Source organism: Binatus sp. (SeqCode) (genome assembly GCF_035272065.1).
Classification (GTDB): domain Bacteria; phylum Desulfobacterota; class Binatia; order Binatales; family Binataceae; genus Binatus.
Map to the genome: position 1 here is coordinate 1 of NZ_DATEQZ010000079.1, position 3,208 is coordinate 3,208.

The window sequence follows — 3,208 nt, forward strand, 5'->3', positions numbered from 1 at the left end:
GGTTTTGCGCGCCGCATTCAGATCCGCGGAACGGACACGACTAACTTCGAGGCAAGTTCAAACGATGCTCAAACGACGACTAATTTTGGCTCTTTTTGTGGTCCTGGCGATCGCGGGAATCGGCCGCTCCGGATTTGCCGATATGTTGGTCAATGGCGCCGGCGCGACGTTCCCGTACCCGATCTATTCCAAGTGGTTCGACGTGTACGCGAAAGAGAATCCGGGCATGAAGTTCAACTACCAATCGATCGGTTCGGGCGGCGGAATCAGGATGCTCTCGAACCGCACCGTCGATGTTGGCGCGAGCGACGCGCCGATGACCGATCAGCAGCTCTCGGACGCGCCGGGAAAAATTCTGCACTTCCCGTCAGTGATGGGCGCCGACGTGCTCGCATACAATCTGCCCGGCTTCACCGGCACCCTGCGCCTGACGGGTCCGGTGATCGCGGACATTTATTCGGCCAAGATAACGAAGTGGGATGACGACAAGATCAAGGCGCTGAATCCCGGCGTTTCGATTCCCTCGCAGGACATCGTCGTATGCCATCGATCCGATGGCAGCGGCACGACCTACATTTTCGTCGACTACTTATCGAAGGTCAGCCCGAGCTGGGCGTCGGATGTGGGCAGGGGAACCTCGGTCAAGTGGCCAACCGGGCTCGGCGGCAAGGGCAATGAAGGCGTGACGGCGCTGATTCAGCAAACGCCCGGCGCAATCGGATACATCGAATTGATCTATGCTCTCAATAACAAAATCCCGTTCGCCCAGATCCAGAACAAGGCCGGCAACTGGGTGACGGCCAGCCTGGCAGGAGTCACCGCGGCGGCCGCCTCGGCATCGGGTAATATGCCGGCAGACTTTCGCGTGTCGATCACGGACGCGCCGGGCGCAGGCGCGTACCCAATCTCGTCGTTCACATGGCTGCTCGTTTACCAGAAGCAGACCAACAAGGATGTCGGCGAGCAAATCAAGAAATTCCTGAGCTGGGCGCTGACCGAGGGACAGACGCTGGCACCGTCGCTTCAGTACGCGCCGCTACCGGCGGAGGTCGTGCAGAAGGAGACGGCACAGATTCAGGAGATACAGATTCCATAACGAGGGAATCGCAAGCAGTAAGGAGCGCGGGCGCCGGCGATGGTGCCCGCGTTTTCTTTTTTGCGAGCGCGTCGGATATGGTCGAAGGCTGTGATGCGACGAATGCAAGCATTGGTCTCGGCAATCATCGCGGTGATCGGGACGTGCAGTATTGTGCTGGCGCAGAATTACGTGATCGATCAGGGCACCAGCGACGCGCTCACCAGGTATCTCCACATGAACGAGCTGCGGATGGTCACAGCGCAGTTCTCGACCTCGCCCGGCGGCAGCAAGCAACTGATACTCACAGGGTTTGTGGCGACGCAGTTCGGGCGCAACGACGCGGAACGAATCGCGACCGCGTACCTGAACGATCCGAGCGTCAACATGGTCGACCAGATCCTGCTCGATCCGCACGTCGAAGACATGCGCGGGGCGGCGCAAGGTTAGGCAGCCGCGCCGGGTTCGCAATCGCCCAACAGTCCCGATCAACTGTGGAACAAGACGATGCAGGGTATCTACAGAAACGGTGGGCAGACCCCATCAGGCAGCGGGCCGATGCTGCCGTAGGTAATCGCGGTGCGCGGCGTGGTAAGATCGCGCTGACGTGGCCGACAAGGTAATTTACCTGCGCGAAAAGCCGGCGACACCGGCCGACGAGAGCAACTTCAAAATCAAGTACGCCGAGCTGCTGAATCCCGCGCAGCTTGCCGCCGTGACGCATCGCGACGGCCCGCTGCTGGTCGTCGCGGGCGCGGGCTCGGGCAAGACTCGCACGCTGATCTATCGCGTCGCGCGGTTGATCGAGAGCGGCGTGCCGCCGGGCGCGATCCTGCTGCTGACGTTCACGCGCCGCGCGGCGCAGGAGATGCTGCGTCGGGCAGAGCAGCTGGTCGGCGATCGCGCGGGTGCCGTCGCGGGCGGCACGTTTCATTCCTTTGCCAATAATGTGTTGCGCCGGATGGGCGCGCCGATGGGTCTCAAGCCCAACTTCACGATCCTGGATCGCTCCGATATGGAAGACGTGGTCAACCTGATCCGGACGCGGATGGGGCTCGCGTCGCGCGAGCGCCGGTTTCCGAAAAAGAGCACGATCGCCGAGGCCATCAGCATGGCGCGCAACAAGCGGCGCGCGCTCGAAGAGGAAATCGAGATCGATTTTCCACATCTCGGCGAGCATCAGACGGAAATTCTCGAGCTCGCGAAGAATTACGAGAGCTACAAGCGCGAGCGCGCGCTGCTCGACTACGACGACCTGCTGTATCGGCTGGCCGAGCTGCTCGAACAGCATGAGAACGTGCGGCGCTGGCTGTCGGACAGCTACCGCTACATCATGATCGACGAGTACCAGGACACCAACCTGATCCAGGCCGACCTGGTGCGGCTGCTCGCGATGAATCATCGCAACGTGATGGCGGTCGGCGACGACGCGCAGTCGATCTATTCGTTTCGCGGCGCGAATTTCCGCAACATCATGGATTTCCCCGCGATTTTCCCGGGCGCGAAAATCGTCAAGCTCGAACAGAACTACCGCTCGATCCAGGGAATCCTCGACGTCGCCAACGACGTGATTTCGCGCGCCGGCGAGAAATACACCAAGGCGCTGTTCACACAGCGCGAGGGCGGCTTTCGGCCGTTCCTGGTGCGCGCGCAGGACGAGCATATGCAATCGCGATTCGTCGCGCAGCGCATTCTCGAGCTGCGCGAAGAGGGCGTCGAGCTCAGCGAGATCGCGGTGTTGTTCAGGTCGAGTTTTCACTCCTTCGATCTGGAACTCGAGCTGCAGCGCCGCGATATCCCGTTCATCAAGCGCGGCGGATTCAAGTTTATCGAGACGGCGCATATCAAGGACGTGCTGGCGCATTTGCGGGTGATCGCGAATCCGGCCGACGCGGTGTCGTGGCTGCGGGTGCTCACGCTGGTCAAGGGGATCGGCCATCGCACGGCGGAGAGGACTATCGACTCGCTCGTCGCAACCAATGATCCGGCGGTGGCAATCGCGAAATTTGCGGAGAAGGCGCGCGGCGGTGCGGAAGGCGGCCTCAAGCGGCTCGGTACATTGCTGGCGGAATTGCGCGCTGGTGAAAAACGGCCGCCCGAGCAGATCGCGATGACTCTCGAATACTATCTGCC

The 3,208-nt window shown here is 61.3% G+C and carries 3 protein-coding genes; all 3 read left to right on the forward strand.

Annotation, left to right across the window (positions count from 1 at the left end):
- Window positions 1–64 precede the first annotated feature (64 nt).
- Complete coding sequence (pstS, locus tag VJX68_RS14740) at window positions 65–1,096, forward strand: phosphate ABC transporter substrate-binding protein PstS (RefSeq protein WP_324096473.1); 1,032 nt, start codon at window positions 65–67, stop codon at window positions 1,094–1,096.
- A 93-nt stretch (window positions 1,097–1,189) separates the two neighbouring features.
- Window positions 1,190–1,525, forward strand: coding sequence for a hypothetical protein (locus tag VJX68_RS14745; RefSeq protein ID WP_324096474.1), 336 nt, complete (start codon window positions 1,190–1,192; stop codon window positions 1,523–1,525).
- A gap of 157 nt (window positions 1,526–1,682) precedes the next feature.
- On the forward strand, window positions 1,683–3,208 hold a 1,526-nt coding region (locus tag VJX68_RS14750; protein WP_324096475.1), incomplete at its 3' end, for an ATP-dependent helicase.